The organism is Streptococcus bovimastitidis (assembly GCF_001885095.1).
GTDB lineage: Bacteria > Bacillota > Bacilli > Lactobacillales > Streptococcaceae > Streptococcus > Streptococcus bovimastitidis.
Map to the genome: position 1 here is coordinate 1 of NZ_LZDD01000004.1, position 17,962 is coordinate 17,962.

At 37.6% G+C, this 17,962-nt stretch carries 9 protein-coding genes; 3 read left to right on the forward strand and 6 right to left on the reverse strand.

Annotation, left to right across the window (positions count from 1 at the left end):
* Window positions 1–322: 322 nt before the first annotated feature.
* The 5 genes from A9Q68_RS09905 to A9Q68_RS09925 all read right to left on the reverse strand — a co-directional run bounded on the left by A9Q68_RS09905 (window position 323) and on the right by A9Q68_RS09925 (window position 6,793).
* The gene (locus tag A9Q68_RS09905) at window positions 323–1,246 is read right to left on the reverse strand and encodes an ATP-binding cassette domain-containing protein (protein WP_071794539.1); all 924 of its coding nucleotides are present in this window, start codon (window positions 1,244–1,246) and stop codon (window positions 323–325) included.
* Complete coding sequence (locus A9Q68_RS09910; protein WP_071794540.1) at window positions 1,239–2,309, reverse strand: ABC transporter ATP-binding protein; 1,071 nt, start codon at window positions 2,307–2,309, stop codon at window positions 1,239–1,241. The genes A9Q68_RS09905 and A9Q68_RS09910 overlap by 8 nt, the downstream gene beginning before the upstream one ends.
* Window positions 2,310–2,317: 8 nt before the next feature.
* Window positions 2,318–3,244, reverse strand: a complete 927-nt coding sequence (gene oppC / locus A9Q68_RS09915) for an oligopeptide ABC transporter permease OppC (RefSeq protein WP_071794541.1) — start codon at window positions 3,242–3,244, stop codon at window positions 2,318–2,320.
* Window positions 3,244–4,743, reverse strand: a complete 1,500-nt coding sequence (locus A9Q68_RS09920) for an ABC transporter permease (protein ID WP_071794542.1) — start codon at window positions 4,741–4,743, stop codon at window positions 3,244–3,246. The genes oppC and A9Q68_RS09920 overlap by 1 nt, the downstream gene beginning before the upstream one ends.
* A 67-nt stretch (window positions 4,744–4,810) precedes the next feature.
* Window positions 4,811–6,793, reverse strand: coding sequence for a peptide ABC transporter substrate-binding protein (locus tag A9Q68_RS09925; protein ID WP_071794543.1), 1,983 nt, complete (start codon window positions 6,791–6,793; stop codon window positions 4,811–4,813).
* Window positions 6,794–7,132: 339 nt separating this feature from the next.
* On the opposite strand from A9Q68_RS09925, the gene pbp3 (A9Q68_RS09930) reads away from it, so the two are divergent.
* From pbp3 (A9Q68_RS09930) to A9Q68_RS09940, 3 genes are all read left to right on the forward strand, one after another.
* Window positions 7,133–8,371 (forward strand): D-alanyl-D-alanine carboxypeptidase PBP3, encoded by a 1,239-nt coding sequence (gene pbp3 / locus A9Q68_RS09930; RefSeq protein WP_071794544.1) that lies wholly within the window; start codon window positions 7,133–7,135, stop codon window positions 8,369–8,371.
* A 111-nt stretch (window positions 8,372–8,482) separates the two neighbouring features.
* Complete coding sequence (gene pbp3 / locus A9Q68_RS09935; protein ID WP_071794601.1) at window positions 8,483–9,697, forward strand: D-alanyl-D-alanine carboxypeptidase PBP3; 1,215 nt, start codon at window positions 8,483–8,485, stop codon at window positions 9,695–9,697.
* Window positions 9,698–9,784: 87 nt separating this feature from the next.
* On the forward strand, window positions 9,785–10,969 hold the full coding sequence (locus A9Q68_RS09940; RefSeq protein WP_071794545.1) for a D-alanyl-D-alanine carboxypeptidase family protein: 1,185 nt from the start codon (window positions 9,785–9,787) through the stop codon (window positions 10,967–10,969).
* Between the two features lie 141 nt (window positions 10,970–11,110).
* Here A9Q68_RS09940 and A9Q68_RS11095 read toward each other — a convergent pair whose 3' ends face one another.
* A complete protein-coding gene (locus tag A9Q68_RS11095) occupies window positions 11,111–17,734 on the reverse strand; it encodes an accessory Sec-dependent serine-rich glycoprotein adhesin (protein ID WP_071794546.1) in 6,624 nt (2,207 codons plus the stop codon).
* Between the last annotated feature and the right edge of the window lie 228 nt (window positions 17,735–17,962).

Consider the following 17,962-nt stretch of genomic DNA (forward strand, 5'->3'; position numbering starts at 1 on the left):
TTTTTTACTTCATTGACGGATAATATGCTTCTTAACATATCACCCTCACATTTGGTTTTTCTTGTCTTATTCAGTTCTCAAAGGTCTTGCCATCTCTTACGAGACAACTATTATATTCTATCAGGTCAGTGTGACCTTGTCAACAACTTTTTTCATTTATTTTTTGGGAAATAAATCTAAAATTTGGCAACTCAATTAGTATAGACTATACCTGCCTCTCTTGTCAATATCATTGCTTGCTTTTTTAAATATTTTTCAATATTAAAAACGACAGGAATCATTTCCTGCCGTTTCACTTGTTTAACTATATTATAGAATAAACTTAAATTTCCTTTTGATACTCTGCTACTTCAGCTTTATTTGCCCAAACAAAGTGTCCTGGCTTAATTTCAACCATTTCTGGCTTATCAACTGAATAATCGTGTTGATCTACTGAGTAGACAATTAATTTTTTCTTCCGTTCTAGAATAGGGTCAGGAATCGGAACAGCTGATAGAAGAGACTTGGTATATGGATGAATTGGATTAATGAATAATTCTTCCGTCTCAGCCACCTCGACAATAACACCTTTATGAATAACAGCAATCCGATCCGAAATGAAGCGAACAACTGACAAATCATGAGCGATGAAGAGATAAGTTAAACCTTTCTCTTTTTGCATCCGTTTCAAAAGATTTAAAACTTGCGCACGAACTGAAACATCAAGTGCTGAGATAGGCTCATCGGCAATGACAAATTCTGGATCCATAACTAAAGCACGCGCAATACCGATCCGTTGGCGTTGTCCTCCGGAGAATTCGTGTGGATAACGCGTTAAATGTTCAGCAAGCAAGCCTACTTCTGACATCATATTTTTAATCTTTTCCTGACGTTCTTCTTCAGATTTGAAAAGGTTAAAGTTGTAGAGACCTTCTGAAATAATATAATCAACGGTTGCACGTTCATTAAGACTGGCTGCTGGGTCTTGGAAAATCATTTGGATCTTACGAATTAATTCGTTAGCATCTGCTTTTGATTTTTTACCATTAATAACTTTACCGTCATAGACGATATCACCTTTACTGGTATCATTCAAGCCAATGATGGCACGACCAATGGTAGTCTTACCAGAACCAGATTCTCCAACAAGAGAAAAGGTTTCTCCTTTATTAATAAAGAAGTTGGCATTTTTAACAGCAACAAATTTTTTCTTTCCTTCACCGAAGGAAATTTCTAAGTCTTTGACTTCGACTAATTTCTCAGACATTTCCTTCCTCCCGATAGATTTGTTTGTTTGAGATTTTTCCATGAATATCCTGAATCACTTCTGGTTTTTGAACTTTTGGTGCTTCTGGATGCAATAACCAAGTTTTTGCCCAGTGAGTATCACTGACTTCAAAACGTGGAACTGCTTCTTCAAAATCAATCTTCATGGCATACTGTGAACGAGGAGCAAAGGCATCACCAACAATAGGTTTATATAGTGACGGAGGTGTTCCTGGAATTGAGAATAAAATCCCTTTATCATCAGCTAATTGCGGTAAGCTTGATAGAAGACTCCAAGTATAAGGATGTCTTGGGTCATAGAAGATATCTTCTACTGTTCCATATTCAACAATTTCACCAGCATACATGACAGCAACATTGGTTGCAATACTTGCAACAACACCGAGGTCATGGGTAATGAAGATGATTGTAAATTCATATTCTTTTTGAAGGGATTTCAAAAGATCAATGATTTGTGCTTGAATGGTTACATCTAAGGCAGTGGTTGGCTCATCACAGATAAGGATATCTGGGCGACATGCCAAGGCGATAGCAATAACGATACGCTGTCTCATCCCACCTGAATATTGGAATGGGTATTCATCAAAACGTTTTTCAGGTTCTGGGATACCGACTTTATTCATATAGTCAATGGCTAATTTCTTAGCTTCAGAACGGGATTTCTTTTGATGTTTAACGATAACTTCCGTGATTTGACTGCCAATGGTTTGAATTGGGTCAAGACTGGTCATTGGATCTTGGAAGATTGTCGCGATTTTTGCACCGCGAATGCCTTCCCAGTCTTTATGATTCTTGAGTTTCGTTAATTCTTGCCCACGATAATCAATGCTTCCAGAGGCTACACGACCATTCGATTCAAGCATTCCCGTGAAGGTTTTGGTTAAAACTGACTTACCACTTCCAGATTCTCCAACAACAGCTAGAACTTCGCCTTCATAGAGGTCGATGGAGATATCACGAATTGCAGTCAGGATACGGTCGCGAACTTCAAATTCAACAACCACATTTTTTGCACTTAAAATAATTTCTTTGTTTTCTACCATGACGACTCCTATCTATGTGTTCTTGGATCACTAGCATCCGCTAAGTTTTGGCCCACAATATAGAGAGGGAGGGATACTAAGATAAGAGTGGTAAGGGGAATCCAGAATAAATAAGCATTTGTCGTCAAGTTTGATGAATAGTTTGAAATCAGACGACCAAGACTTGGTTCTGAAAGCGGCAACCCTAAACCGAAGAAGGATAAGAAGGCTTCAGAAGAGATATATGCTGGCAACAATAAGGAAACCATTGATACAATAACAGATACCAATTGCGGAAGTAAGTTTTTAGTCACAATTTTCCATGTTGGTGTTCCTAGGGTTTGGCTAGCCAAATTATATTCTAGGTCGCGGTAACGTAATACCTGAACCCGGACAGAATAAGCTATCCCAATCCAACCAGTAACACAAAAGGCGAAGATTAAGTTCCAGAAACCTGCCCCGATAGAGTAAGTTAGGACAATAATAATCAACATTTGAGGAAGGTTTGAAATAACGTTATAAACTTCGATCATGACTTTATCGACTGTTTTAGAAACACCCCAAAGTCCACCGATAACAACACCCAAAATCATATTGATGATGGTCGCAATAACCGAAATAAGGATTGAATTTCGGGCACCATACCAAACACCATCAAAGAGGGATTGACCGTTTTTATCAGTACCAAACCAGAATTCTGAGTTTGGTGAAATGTAGCGTTTCGAAAAGTCATTGATATTGCTGACATCATTAAAATCATAATGTGCAAAAATCGGATAGATAAAGCTCATTAAAATGATAGCAATCAAGATAACCAACATGAGAATCGTTGATTTACGCGCAAAAAATTGACGGAAAACCGATTTCCAGTATGAGTAAGCAGGGGCATCAATAACTTCCGATGCATAAGAATCAAGTTCAACGAACTCAAATTTAGATTGATCAATTGTTGCCATTACTTACCTCCTTTACTAGATAATTTAATACGTGGGTCAAGAATTGTCATTAAGATATCACCAGCTAATAAAGCTAAGATTGATAATACTGCAAAAATGAAGACTAGTCCTACTACCATTGTATTATTGGCTGCCTTGATGGCATCGATTAACATTTTACCCATACCTGGAAAGGCGAAAACAGTCTCAGTCAAAGTTGCTCCTGCAATAGTAGCTACTACTGCCTGAGGGATACCATTAACAATCGGAACCATAGCTTGTTTGAACAAGTGATTTTTTGAAATTTCAGCTTCAGTTAAGCCTTTAGCCCGTGCAAAGCGCACAAAATCACTGCCTTGTAAATCTACAAGGTAACGACGGAACCAAACGACATTCCCTGGTGTTCCTAAGATCCCTAAAATTAAGGCTGGTAGGACATACGATCTGGGATCCCCTGCACCTAATAATGGGAAAGTATCCGGAAGTCCGACTATTGAACCTAAGAAACGAACAATGTAAATAAGGGCGATACTTGGCAAAGCCAACATAAAGGTTGTAGCACCTGTTGAAAAACGGTCAAATAAACCATCTTTATAGTAAGCCATTAACATCCCAATCGGCAAACCAAAAATATATGATAAGAGAACCCCTGTCATCCCAATAATGAAAGAGTTGGTAATCATTGATGGTTCAGCATGATTATTTTGTGTTGCTGTGTAAGGATCATCCTTACCAAAGTTCATGCGATCTCTAGCATCTGCTTGGCTTGGTGATTTATAGGTTCTAGAGTAGATATTGATTGGTGAGAACTTGGTAACTCCGTTAGGGAATTTAACTTCTTTAGAAAGAGTACGACCTTGTTCTTGAGTAATAACTTGAATAACAGGGATATTAGCATAGGTTGGGTAAGATTTGCCCAAATTGAAGCTAATGAAGTTTTGATGAATAAATGGGAATTGACCATTAAAATACATCATGTATTTGTGCTTAGTTCCTGAACCAACGATGGCAGGTCCTACTGCAGGATCCATTTCTGGACGAATATAGCGTGCCAAGTCTGGATTTTTCTTATCTTGGATGGTCCAAGGATGGTCAATAACAATTAGTTTACTAAAGAAATTCCAAACACGTTCGTAAATAGGAATGTTTCGGACAGCATAGAATTTTTTGTTTTCTTCAAAACGTTTTAATTCCCAGCCATTGCCGATTGATTTAATGTATTTTTGATAAATCTTTTTATTGGCTTCAGTTGGTTCAACTGAAACTGATTTCTCCATTTTCTCAGCCTTGTTTTCAAGTTCCTTACTATTATAGTAGGAAATGTAACCCATACGTTCAAAAACGGTATTACGATAGTTTTCTTTTTTGTCTGGTGTTGTCACCATCTTATTATAGTTGGGGTCTTGTTTAAAAATCAAATTTGTTGGAACAAGTGTAAAAACAATAATGTAAGTTAAAGTAGTTACCAACAAAATCGATATGAGAGACCTCAAAATGCGCTCAACGATATACTTTTTCATTCCATTCCTCATAATAAGTTCAAAAGAACTTCCTCACTCGAAGAGAAAGTTCTTAATGAACAAGCTTTTATTTTTTGATATGCTCTTTTAATGAATCTGCATATTTTTTATTAGATTCGTCTTTATCTTTTTTCCATTGTTTCAAAGCTTTATCATAGTCTTTTGTTTTAACTGGTTCTTCTTGAAGTTTCATGTATTTGAAATAAGTTGCATCAGATTTGTTACCAGCCCAACCAAAAGCAGTTGTAAATGGAACAACTTTTGTTACTGTTGGTGTACCACCTAATGAATAAGTTGGAATATAAACTGCTGAATCTGCTAATGCTGCTTGTGCTTTAGCATATGTTTCGTAGCGTTTATCTTGATCATCAGTAATTTTTGCAGCTTCATTATCAAGTTTATTAAATTCATCTAATCCAGCTTTAGTAGCAATGGCACTATCCTTAACAGGATTTAAACCAATATTTTTAGCTTGAGCAGCATTTGCCATAGAAGTGTTAAAGATATCTAAGTAAGATGACGGATCGATGTAGTCTGGACTCCAACCTGAGGCAGTTGAGAGATCCCAGTCTTGTTGATCGGTTGTTTCAGCCATGTATGTAATATTGTTGTAGTTATCAGAGTTTAATTCAATGATATCAATAACAACATTTTCTTTACCAAGTGACTTTTCAATGGACTGTTTCATTGATTGTGCTTGTTGCATTAAACCAGAAGCAGTTTGGTCTTGTGGCATGTCAATATGGATTGGGAATTGAACACCTTCAGCTTCCAAAGCTTTTTTAGCTTTATCCATTTGCGCTTTAGCTTTTTCTGGATTGTAAAGTCCGTCTTGAGCGTCTGCTAAATTAACATCTTTCCATTGGTCACCGTAGTTAGCTAATTCTTTTTCAACAGCTTTTCCAAAGTCTTCACCTTTGATTTGAACAAATGCTGGTGGAACCAATGTGTTACGAAGTGCTTTATTAGCTGCTTCCTCACCCGCTGTTTGTGCAGTATATGAAGTTCTATTGAAACCAAATGTCAAAGCTTGACGAAAATCTTTATTTAAAATAGCTTTCCGTGTATCTTCTTTTTGTTTATCATCAGTTTTCTTAGTATGCTCATATGCAGTACGATTCAAATTGAAGGTTGCATAGTAGATGTTAGATTTTTGTGGTCCATAAATGATATTTTCGCCATAGTCTTTTTTAACCTTTTTGTATGAAGGTGTTGTTGGGAAGAGGCGTGCCGCAGTGTAAGAGCCTTTATCAAAGTTACGGAAGAGTGACTCTTGGTCTTGACCATCATAGTATGTTAATTGAACGGCATCAAGATGAACATCTTTTTTATCCCAATAATTTTCATTTTTAACAAATTCAATTGATGATTTACTTGTTAATGAAGAAATTAAGAATGGACCATTATACAAGATAGATGAAGCATCAGAAGATTTACCAAAATCTTTACCTTGTGATTTCAAGAATTCAGCATTAACAGGAGATAAAATACCATAAGTCAACTTAGAATTCCAATAACTTTCTGGTTGGTTAAGCGTATATTGAACAGTATTCTTATCAATAGCTTTTACACCAACTGTGGAGAAGTCTTTAGTTTTACCTTCAATATAGTCACTCAATCCTTTAACAGAATCTTGAACCAAGTAAAGGGCTTCAGAATTTTTATCAGCTGCGTGTTTTAAACCAGCAACAAAGTCATCTGCCGTAACTGATGCATATTCTTCACCATCAGCAGTGTACCATTTTGAATCTTTACGGATTTTGTAAGTATAAGTTAAACCATCTTCAGATACAGTCCAATCTTTTGCGACTGATGGAACAAGGTTCCCCATGTTATCATATTCCATCAAACCATCAACACCATTTTGGGTGATTTCACTCGTTGTTGAACGTCCAGAAACTAGGTAATCCAAAGTATCTGGGTCAGTTGAGTAAACGTAGCTATAAGTGTTTGATTTACCACTTTTACTTGATCCACCGCCACAGGCAGTAAGTGCAGATACTGATAAGACCGCTATTCCAGCGGCAGCTAACCACTTGCCATTTTTCATAAGACTCGCTCCTAAATTTTTTCTTCAATCTTGTTCAAAAAGATTGTGCTAATTAAAAACATTATATCATAATTTTTCTCCTAAAAAAATATTTGACGCAAAATTATCTGAATATTTTAGTAGTTTTTTTGACCTTTATTAAAATCATTTTAGATTTTTCCTTTATTATAGCTAATTAGAGCCCACAAGCCCTTCCATTTCTTCTTTAATGTAACCACTGTCATTTCTCATGATAATGCTTTCAAAAGAGCATTGTCAGAAAAAAGTCCTGAAATTCAGGTCAGACTTATGATATAATTAAAAAGAATCTAGCTTCTTGACAAGGAAACCCTAACCCATATGAAAAAATTGACCCACTTTCTGCTTATCGCCAGTCTGGCACTTATTCCAACCTTGGTTTCAGCAGAATCTTATAAACTCCCTGCTAAAGGCGGCATTGCTTTTGAAGTCAGCACAGGTAAAATTCTTTATGAGAAAGATGCAAAGGAAAAACTTCCTGTTTCTTCCCTAACAAAAGTACTGACCACCTATATGGTCTACAAGGAAGTTGACTCCGGACGCTTATCCTGGAACACACCAGTCAAAATTTCTGACTACCCTTACAACCTTACCACTAACTATACTATCAGTAATGTGCCACTGGATGCCCGCAGGTACACTGTTAAAGAATTGTTGGAGGCCATGTTAATCACCAATGCTAACAGTCCTGCTATTGCCCTAGCTGAAAAAATCGGCGGAACAGAGCCTCTTTTTGTTGATAAAATGCAGAAGCAACTTAAGGAATGGCGGATTCATGACGCCAAATTGGTCAATGCAACTGGCCTTTCTAACAGCCAGCTGGGGGATCATATCTATCCCAAATCTAAAAAGAATGCTGAAAATAAGATGTCTGCTCAGGATTTGGCAATTGTCACCCGCCACCTGCTCCAGGACTATCCTCAAGTCACTAAAATCACCAAGAAACCTTCTGCACCCTACCAAGGTGATCGCATCTTCTCTTACAACTATATGCTAAAAGGCATGCCAAATTACCGGATTGGAACCAATGGACTTTTTGTTTCTTATTCAGAAAATGGCGGAGCTTCTCTGATCAGCTCTAGCAAAGAAAACAAGATGGAGATTGTCTCAATCATATTGGATGCAGATAAAGCTGACGGACAAGAATTCACTCAGTTCACCGCAGCAAATGCACTCTTGGACGACATTAGCAAAAACTATGAGGCTGTCACCTTAGTAAAAAAAGGGGAGACCTTAAAAGGTAAGAAAATTAAAGTTACTGATAGCCCTAAAACGCAGGTTGGCCTAGTTGCCGATCAATCAATTCGAGTTGTCCAAAAAATTGGTAAAGCAAAGCTTGATAAACTTAGAATCACCCCCCTAAAGTCTGAATTTCAAGCACCACTCGCTAAAAAAGAAGAACTTGCCAGTGCTAGTTATAAAGATTCAGACCCTGTCGGAATCGGCTATTTAGGTGATAGGCCTACCTATCAATTGAGTGCTAAAGAAGAAATACCACGCAGCTTTTTCTTAAAAGTTTGGTGGAATCATTTCGTCACTTATGTCAATGAAAAACTCTGAAAAATCAGGCTTAAACAAACTGAATTTCTCACACTTTTATAAGATTAGGAAGTAAGAATTTCTTATTTCCTTTTTTTGACCATCCCCGTTAATATTGCTAAAATAGGTACTATGAAAAAACAAATCACTTTAATACTTTTCTGCTTTTTCCTGCTCTTGGGAAGTGGCCCAACAATCAAAGCAGAGCAAGCATTAAATATCAATGCTAAAGAAGCTATCGCTGTGGAATACAGGACTGGCAAGGTTCTTTATGAGAAAAATAGCCAAAACAAAATTCCCATTGCTTCTTTGACAAAAATCATGACAGTGTATATGACCCTTAAGGAAATTGATTCTGGCAGACTCAAGTGGGATGATCAGATTAAATTGTCTAAATATGCGAAAGCTCTGGCCAAAAACCCAGACATCAGCAATCCGCCTCTCTACAAAGACTCCTACTCTGTTCGTGAATTGGTTGACTCCGCCATGATTGTTTCGGCTAATAGCTCTGCAATTGCCCTAGCAGAAAAAATCGCCGGAAGTGAGCCAAAATTCATGGATATGGTCAAGGAACAATTGAAAGACTGGGGCATCAAAGATTATCAACTGCTGAATTCGTCTGGTTTGAATAACAGTATGCTTAATGGCCATATCTATCCTGGTTCAAGTCATCATGCAGAAAATGAATTGAGCGCAAGGAGTTTAGCTATTGTCGCTCGCCATTTGATTCAAGACTATCCTGAGATTCTTTCAATTTCTTCTCAGACTCAACTACTTTGGGGTAATGATGTCCTAACCAACTCCAATCATCTACTTCCTGGCAACAACATGGGTAGATATGGTGTCGACGGTTTGAAAACGGGTACTACTGCAAAAGCCGGGCAAACCTATATTGGAACTGCTGTTCAAGATAATATGCGTGTTATTGTCGTTATTCTTCATGCTAATGATGCTGAAAATGATAATGAAGCCCGTTTCGTTGAGGCCAACAAGTTGTTTGATTACTGTTTCCAAAACTATAAAAAAGTGACTTACGGCAAAAACAAGCCTCTTCCTAAAAAATTAGCTATTTCAAACGCCAAACAGAAAACTGTTCCTTATGTTAGTAATACTGAATTTTCGGTGGTTCAATCACCGTCTCTTAAGTCAGTTGATTATCACTTTAAATTAACTGAAAAAGAAGTCAAGGCTCCTGTAAAAAAAGGAGAAAAATTAGGAAAAATTATCTTCCAAGATAAGGCCGATTACTTAGATGAGAAACCTGAAACAGCAATTTATGCCGCTAAGAAGGTCGAAGGTCTTACACTTTGGGAAAAATTCATCAACCTCTTCACTCATCAATATTAGAATAATTGAATAAACATTAAAAAGTTCTTTGCATTGTATTAGCTTAGTGATATAATAAACTTATCATTTTTAGCAAGGAGCTTTTTTGTGAGAAAAATTTCTGTCATTATATTTTTGATTTCTCTCTTTTTCCTTTCCCCAACTGCAAGTCATGCTCAAGAAACAAAGGATATTATTGGTATCACTCAAGATGCTGGTTATCAAATTGACCCCATTACAAAGCCGAAAGCATCTATTGTTGTTAATGCTTCAAATGGTGATATTTTATGGCAAGATAATATGATGGCCGTGCGAGATCCGGCAAGTATGTCAAAAATGTTTACTTTATACCTTTTATTTGAAGATATTGATAAAGGAAAACTTGATTTGGATACAACAATCAGGGCTACTGAAACGGATCAGGCTATAAGTCAAATTTATGAGATTAGTAATAACAAAATCGTTGCCGGTGTAAACTATCCGGTCAGTGACTTAATTACTATGACTGCGGTTCCCTCTTCCAATGCGGCGACTATTATGCTGGCTAATTATCTGTCAGAAAATAATGCTTCTGCCTTTATTGATCGTATTAATAAGACAGCTGAGAAATTAGGAATGTCAAACACCCACTTTAATAATGCAAGTGGTGCTGTGGCTGAAGCCTTTAATGGCTACTACACCCCTGATAAATATGATGCTTCAGCTCCTAATCAAACGACTGCTCACGATCTGGCTATTTTAGCTTACAATTTTTTAAAAAAATACCCTGATATTCTTTCCTTTACAAACCAATCGACTGTCAAAACTATGATTGGGACTCCATACGAAGAGGAATTCCATTCCTACAACTACTCTCTGCCTGGTGACAAATATGGTCTGAAAGGTGTCGATGGTCTTAAAACTGGCTCCAGCCCAAGCGCTGCTTTCAATGCTATGGTCACCGCTCAACGTGATGGTCAGCGCTTGATTACAATTGTTATGGGGGTTGGCGACTGGTCAGATCAAGAAGGTGAATTCTACCGACATCCCTACATTAATGCTCTGACTGAAAAAGGCTTTGAAGACATTAATAAAACTTCTAAGACTAAATTTGACAATCTTTTTCCCAAAGAAAAGAAAATAACAGAAGCTGATGAAAGCAGGTCATCTAGTGTGAAAGTGAAAAAACCGAGTGAACCTGGTTTTTTAAGCCGTTTTGAAGCTTTTGTTGATCATCATCATGGCATTTTCTTCATCGGTCTAGGTATTTTCATTGTTATTGTGATTATTCTAGCTCTAGTAGCCATTTTGTAATTGATGTCAAATCTAATGAAATATAAATAGAAGAAAGGTAATCTTCATCTCATTTTAATTCACAACCTTTACAAAAATTTATCTGACACAACAAAAAAAGATCAAGAGAAAATCTTGATCTTTTTGTAATTTGTGAGAAATTTATTCTTCTTCCTCACGTTTTTTAGCTGCCAATCCTAAAGCTGCGAGAATGGCTAATGCTGCTGTTCCGAACAGACTACTGTTATCAGTTGATCCTGTATGTGGAAGTTGAACGTTTGTCATGCTTGCTTGTGGAGTACTTGTTGATTGACTTGTTGAAGTTGATTCTTGGGTTGATTGAGAGTTGAATTCAGAAGTTGTGTTACTTTCAGACTCGCTTGTTGGCGGTAACTGTGGTTCAATTTCTTTAACGAATCCTGAGTCAATTGTTGGGTTATCATTTCCTGATACAGTTACTTTAACGACAGTTCCATCTGAATCCAATGTGTCATCACCAGCGTTTGGTGTTGTTGGCACATATCCAGCTGGCGGTGTGAAGGTCACTGTATAGTCGCCATCTGGGAGATCAGTAAACTCATAATTTCCATTGGTATCAGTTGTTGTGGTAACGGTACTTCCATCTGGAGTTGTAAGAGTGACTGTTACGCCAGGAATTCCTGGTTCTCCAGTTTCTTGAACACCATTATGGTTAGTATCTTCCCAAACGGTATCACCGATGGTATGAGTATCTTTAACGAATCCTGAGTCAATTGTTGGGTTATCATTTCCTGATACAGTTACTTTAACGACAGTTCCGTCTGAATCCATTGTGTCATCACCAGCGTTTGGTGTTGTTGGCACATATCCAGCTGGCGGTGTGAAGGTCACTGTATAGTCGCCATCTGGGAGATCAGTAAACTCATAATTTCCGTTGGTATCAGTCGTTGTGGTAACGGTACTTCCATCTGGAGTTGTAAGAGTGACTGTTACGCCAGGAATTCCTGGTTCTCCAGTTTCTTGAACACCATTATGGTTAGTATCTTCCCAAACGGTATCACCGATGGTATGAGTATCTTTAACGAATCCTGAGTCAATTGTTGGGTTATCATTTCCTGATACAGTTACTTTAACGACAGTTCCGTCTGAATCCAATGTGTCATCACCAGCGTTTGGTGTTGTTGGCACATATCCAGCTGGCGGTGTAAAGGTCACTGTATAGTCGCCATCTGGGAGATCAGTAAACTCATAATTTCCGTTGGTATCAGTCGTTGTGGTAACGGTACTTCCATCTGGAGTTATAAGAGTGACTGTTACGCCAGGAATTCCTGGTTCTCCAGTTTCTTGAACACCATTATGGTTAGTATCTTCCCAAACGGTATCACCGATGGTATGAGTATCTTTAACGAATCCTGAGTCAATTGTTGGGTTATCATTTCCTGATACAGTTACTTTAACGACAGTTCCATCTGAATCCAATGTGTCATCACCAGCGTTTGGTGTTGTTGGCACATATCCAGCTGGCGGTGTGAAGGTCACTGTATAGTCGCCATCTGGGAGATCAGTAAACTCATAATTTCCATTGGTATCAGTTGTTGTGGTAACGGTACTTCCATCTGGAGTTGTAAGAGTAACTGTTACGCCAGGAATTCCTGGTTCTCCAGTTTCTTGAACACCATTATGGTTAGTATCTTCCCAAACGGTATCACCGATGGTATGAGTATCTTTAACGAATCCTGAGTCAATTGTTGGGTTATCATTTCCTGATACAGTTACTTTAACGACAGTTCCATCTGAATCCAATGTGTCATCACCAGCGTTTGGTGTTGTTGGCACATATCCAGCTGGCGGTGTGAAGGTCACTGTATAGTCGCCATCTGGGAGATCAGTAAACTCATAATTTCCGTTGGTATCAGTCGTTGTGGTAACGGTACTTCCATCTGGAGTTGTAAGAGTAACTGTTACGCCAGGAATTCCTGGTTCTCCAATTTCTTGAACACCATTATGGTTAGTATCTTCCCAAACGGTATCACCGATGGTATGAACTATCATCGTCTCAGATCCAATATTAGAATTTGATTGGCTCTCAGAAGTACTCAAGCTTTCTGAAACACTTGTTGAATCTGATAGTGACGTTGAATCTGAGACACTTGTTGAATCTGAGACACTTGTTGAGTCTGATAGTGACGCTGAATCTGAGACACTTGTTGAATCTGATAATGATGTTGAATCAGATACACTGGTTGAGTCTGATAATGATGTTGAATCAGATACACTGGTTGAGTCTGATAATGATGTTGAATCTGAGACACTTGTTGAGTCTGATAATGATGTTGAATCAGATACACTGGTTGAGTCTGATAATGATGTTGAATCAGATACACTTGTTGAGTCTGATAATGATGTTGAATCAGATACACTGGTTGAGTCTGATAATGATGTTGAATCTGAGACACTTGTTGAATCAGATACACTGGTTGAGTCTGATAATGACGCTGATTCTGATACACTTGTTGAATCTGATACACTTGTTGAATCAGATACACTTGTTGAATCAGATACACTGGTTGAGTCTGATAATGATGTTGAATCAGATACACTGGTTGAGTCTGATAATGATGTTGAATCAGATACACTGGTTGAGTCTGATAGTGACGCTGATTCTGATACACTTGTTGAATCTGATAATGATGTTGAATCAGATACACTTGTTGAATCAGATACACTTGTTGAATCAGATACACTTGTTGAATCAGATACACTTGTTGAATCAGATACACTTGTTGAATCAGATACACTTGTTGAGTCTGATAATGATGTTGAATCAGATACACTGGTTGAGTCTGATAATGATGTTGAATCTGAGACACTTGTTGAGTCTGATAATGATGTTGAATCAGATACACTGGTTGAGTCTGATAATGATGTTGAATCTGAGACACTTGTTGAGTCTGATAATGATGTTGAATCAGATACACTTGTTGAATCTGATAATGATATTGAATCAGATACACTGGTTGAGTCTGATAATGATGTTGAATCAGATACACTGGTTGAATCAGATACACTTGTTGAATCAGATACACTTGTTGAATCAGATACACTTGTTGAATCAGATACACTGGTTGAGTCTGATAATGATGTCGAATCAGAGACTGACGTTGAATCAGATGTTGATATCGAATCTGAGATCGATGTACTTACACTTGTTGAATCTGATAATGATGTTGAATCAGATACACTGGTTGAGTCTGATAATGATGTTGAATCAGATACACTGGTTGAGTCTGATAATGACGCTGATTCTGATACACTTGTTGAGTCTGATAATGATGTTGAATCAGATACACTTGTTGAATCAGATACACTTGTTGAATCAGATACACTTGTTGAATCAGATACACTTGTTGAATCAGATACACTTGTTGAATCAGATACACTTGTTGAATCAGATACACTGGTTGAGTCTGATAATGATGTCGAATCAGAGACTGACGTTGAATCAGATGTTGATGTCGAATCTGAGATCGATGTACTTACACTTGTTGAGTCTGATAATGATGTTGAATCAGATACACTGGTTGAGTCTGATAATGACGCTGATTCTGATACACTTGTTGAGTCTGATAATGATGTTGAATCAGATACACTTGTTGAATCTGATAATGATATTGAATCAGATACACTTGTTGAGTCTGATAATGATATTGAATCAGATACACTGGTTGAGTCTGATAATGATGTCGAATCTGAGACTGACGTTGAATCAGATGTTGATGTCGAATCTGAGATCGATGTACTTACACTTGTTGAATCTGAGATCGATGTACTTACACTTGTTGAATCTGATAATGATATTGAATCAGATACACTTGTTGAGTCTGATAATGATGTTGAATCAGATACACTTGTTGAGTCTGATAATGACGCTGTTTCTGATACACTTGTTGAGTCTGATAATGATGTTGAATCAGATACACTTGTTGAATCTGATAATGATATTGAATCAGATACACTTGTTGAATCAGATACACTGGTTGAGTCTGATAATGACGCTGATTCTGATACACTTGTTGAGTCTGATAATGATATTGAATCAGATACACTGGTTGAGTCTGATAATGATGTCGAATCAGAGACTGACGTTGAATCAGATGTTGATGTCGAATCTGAGATCGATGTACTTACACTTGTTGAATCTGATAATGATATTGAATCAGATACACTTGTTGAATCAGATACACTTGTTGAGTCTGATAATGATGTTGAATCTGATAATGATGTTGAATCAGATACACTTGTTGAATCTGATACGCTTGTACTTGTCGATGTGCTCAAGCTGGTTGAGGTACTTGCACTTGTACTTGTCGAAGTGCTCAAGCTGGTTGAGGTACTTGCACTTGTGCTAGTTGAAGTGCTCAAGCTGGTTGAGGTACTTGCACTTGTGCTAGTTGAAGTGCTCAAGCTGGTTGAGGTACTCTTACTTGTACTTGTCGAAGTGCTCAAACTGGTTGAAGCACTTGCACTTGTGCTAGTTGAAGTGCTCAAGCTGGTTGAGGTACTTGCACTTGTGCTAGTTGAAGTGCTCAAGCTGGTTGAGGTACTCTTACTTGTACTTGTCGAAGTGCTCAAACTGGTTGAAGCACTTGCACTTGTGCTGGTTGAAGCGCTCAAACTGGTTGAGGTGCTCTTACTTGTGCTGGTTGAAGTGCTCAAGCTGGTTGAAGCACTTGCACTTGTGCTGGTTGAAGTGCTCAAGCTGGTTGAGGTACTCTTACTTGTACTTGTCGAAGCGCTCAAGCTGGTTGAGGTACTTGCACTAGTACTAGTTGAAGCGCTCAAGCTGGTTGAGGTACTTGCACTAGTACTAGTTGAAAGTGACACTGGATCCTGAATTAGTCCACCATCAATAGTCATGTTGTTAGCACCAGCTATTGTAAAAGTTGTCGATGTTCCGTTTGAATCAATTAATCTATTCGTACCTACATTAGAAGTTGTGAGTACGTAACCAGTTGGTGGTGTAATTGTAATCGTATAGGTGTTCTTATCAAGCAGACCATCAAATTGATAGTGCCCGGCAGCGTCTGTATATACAGATTTTTTAGTTCCATCGGAATAGGTCAGTGTTACCAAGACATTAGCAGCAGGGCTTTCACCAGTAGTCTGAAGTCCATCTTTGTTTGTATCGAACCAAACATAGTCTCCTGCACTATATGTTACGGCAGTACCAGTACCACCAGATGTATCTGAAGTAAAGACGACATAGTTATTGGTTTCAACAATTGAATAATAACCAGAGTAGTCGTAAGATGACATTGTACCACTTTGTACAACAGGGTTTGTTGAATTTGGATCATATGTAGAAATAACTCTAATCACGTAAACATCTGAGATAGTCCCCAAATTGATTCGAGCACTATCTGTACCATATGTAATGGAAGGTGTCACTTTGGTTAAAGTACTATAATCAAGTACATCCATACTATCAGGTAAAGTTGAACCAGTTCCAGCTTTATAAACCTGAATTGTGGTAGTTGAGTTGATGACTGTACTACCTTGTTGAACCATCGCGCCAGTATTAGGATCAATCTGATAACCATAAACATTAAAGTACGTCGTGTAAGCAGCATAATCCATTGGGTTAACGTAAAAAATTTGTTCAACCGTATGATTAACTGAATCTAGTTCATTAAAAACAGACTGAATACTTGAACTCCCATATACAATTGGAGATTGGTATCGGACATACTCAGTTTTTGAAGTAGTTTCCCCACCTAATGAATAGGTTAAAGTTAGATTGGCATCATTTTGAACGACTGAGCGATCTATATAAGAAGAAACATCTAAAGAAGCAATAACATTTTGGTATTTATCCACATAAGTCGTAAAAGTATATGTAACTGTTTTAGAAGTAGCATCCCAAGTCCCAGTAGCGATGACCTCTCCGGAACTATCTGTAATATCAGTTGGTGTCCAGTTAGCCATATCAAAATCTGAAGGTGCGGTATAGGGACTATAAGTCATGGTAAATTGATCACCTGCAGTCGCCGCATTATCAACTGTAAACTTTGTATAATACTCTAAAGATTCACCACCTTGGGGATATATATAACCGTCATTATAAGAAGTATCTTTAATGTAAGACGATGTTACTGTTACAAGATTATTATTGACAGTACCAGTTGCAGATAAAGTAGTTGTAGCGAATGTACTAGTTTTTGGGGACAAACTAGATGTATTACTTGTAGACGTACTTGAACTAGAACTTGTAATCAAACTTGTTGAAGTTGATGTAAACGTTGACGACGATTGCGATTGACTCTCAGATTGAGAATCCGAAGATGATACTAATGCTGAGTTACTTGCAGATTGGCTCTGAGAAGTTGATTGACTTAGAGAATCTGATTGACTCATTGACATTGAACTCGTATCAGATACTGTTCCACTTGTACTTGTAGAACTTGTAGCAACAACTGTTGAATCTGTTCCTGCCAAAGCAGTCGTTCCTGTTTCAGAGGCAACTGGTAAACTACTTGTCGTTTCTGCAGCAAAAGCTGTATGACCTAGAGTTGCTCCACCTGCAATGGCTCCTATACCTAAGGCACCCTTTAATAATTGTTTTCGGGGAACGACAAAATCCACACTATCATCGAAAATGTGTTCTTCTACTTGTCCACCCTTAAACAGTTGAATCAACCCAAAAAAGGCAAGGGTTGTTTTAACCCAACTCTTGCCGGACTTATGAAGTTTTACACGAGACTTAGATTCAGTCTCAATGAAACTACTCTTATTAAATTTTCGTAACATATTGTTTCTCTCTCTCTCTCGACAAATAGCGAATCCCTATTCACCGTGTTTTTTGTCTAATTCTATTTTACTCTTTTATATTATAAAATGCAACATTTTTTTGAAAATTTAAGAATTAATTTAATGGTGCATTTTTATTAAAAATTTTAGTAATCTTTTGCTAAATAGTTAGTTATTTATACGAAAAAGGAGAATCCTGTTAGGTTCTCCTCTTCTTTTTTTAAAAAC

Excerpts from the sequence above, each read along its gene's own strand:
- oppC (WP_071794541.1), bottom strand. The coding sequence starts at position 3,244 with ATGGCAACAATTGATCAATCTAAATTTGAGTTCGTTGAACTTGATTCT.
- A9Q68_RS09925 (WP_071794543.1), bottom strand. The coding sequence starts at position 6,793 with ATGAAAAATGGCAAGTGGTTAGCTGCCGCTGGAATAGCGGTCTTATCA.
- A9Q68_RS11095 (WP_071794546.1), bottom strand. The coding sequence starts at position 17,734 with ATGTTACGAAAATTTAATAAGAGTAGTTTCATTGAGACTGAATCTAAG.
- A9Q68_RS09905 (WP_071794539.1), bottom strand. The coding sequence starts at position 1,246 with ATGTCTGAGAAATTAGTCGAAGTCAAAGACTTAGAAATTTCCTTCGGT.
- A9Q68_RS09910 (WP_071794540.1), bottom strand. The coding sequence starts at position 2,309 with ATGGTAGAAAACAAAGAAATTATTTTAAGTGCAAAAAATGTGGTTGTT.
- pbp3 (WP_071794544.1), top strand. The coding sequence starts at position 7,133 with ATGAAAAAATTGACCCACTTTCTGCTTATCGCCAGTCTGGCACTTATT.
- A9Q68_RS09920 (WP_071794542.1), bottom strand. The coding sequence starts at position 4,743 with ATGAAAAAGTATATCGTTGAGCGCATTTTGAGGTCTCTCATATCGATT.
- pbp3 (WP_071794601.1), top strand. The coding sequence starts at position 8,483 with ATGAAAAAACAAATCACTTTAATACTTTTCTGCTTTTTCCTGCTCTTG.